Below are 374 nucleotides of genomic sequence, written 5' to 3' on the forward strand. Positions count from 1 at the left end.
TCGTGAATGGTCGCGAAGACCGCACCGGCGTCGCCCTTGACGCGGGTACAGAAATTCTTCGAGCGGTCGAAGACGCCCGAATTCTTCAGGAAGTCGATGCAGCCGTAGATCTCTTCCATGTGATCGCCGGTGCCCATGACATACAGCGAGAACTGCGCCGCCGCTTGGCGGCCAGTGACCGGCGAGGAGGCAACGGCTTCCAGCGCTGACGCCTTGCGCTCGGCAAGCGGCAGGACCGGACCCGAGAGGGCTTCGGTATGGCACATCGGATCATCCGGCTCACCCGGGCAGCCGCGGGAGATGGTAGCGCGCAGCACCGCATGGATGCCATCGGCCGAACCGCTGACATAGAGGTCGCGCATCGCCGCAAAGAC

General features: G+C 64.4%; 1 protein-coding gene. It reads right to left on the reverse strand.

Features of this window, described 5'->3' with window-relative positions; genetic code table 11:
* A partial coding sequence (locus AC1DIX_RS28250; protein WP_477328683.1) for a YkoF family thiamine/hydroxymethylpyrimidine-binding protein occupies positions 1-374 on the reverse strand: 374 nt, incomplete at both ends.

Source organism: Massilia sp. 05N420, from assembly GCF_056397205.1.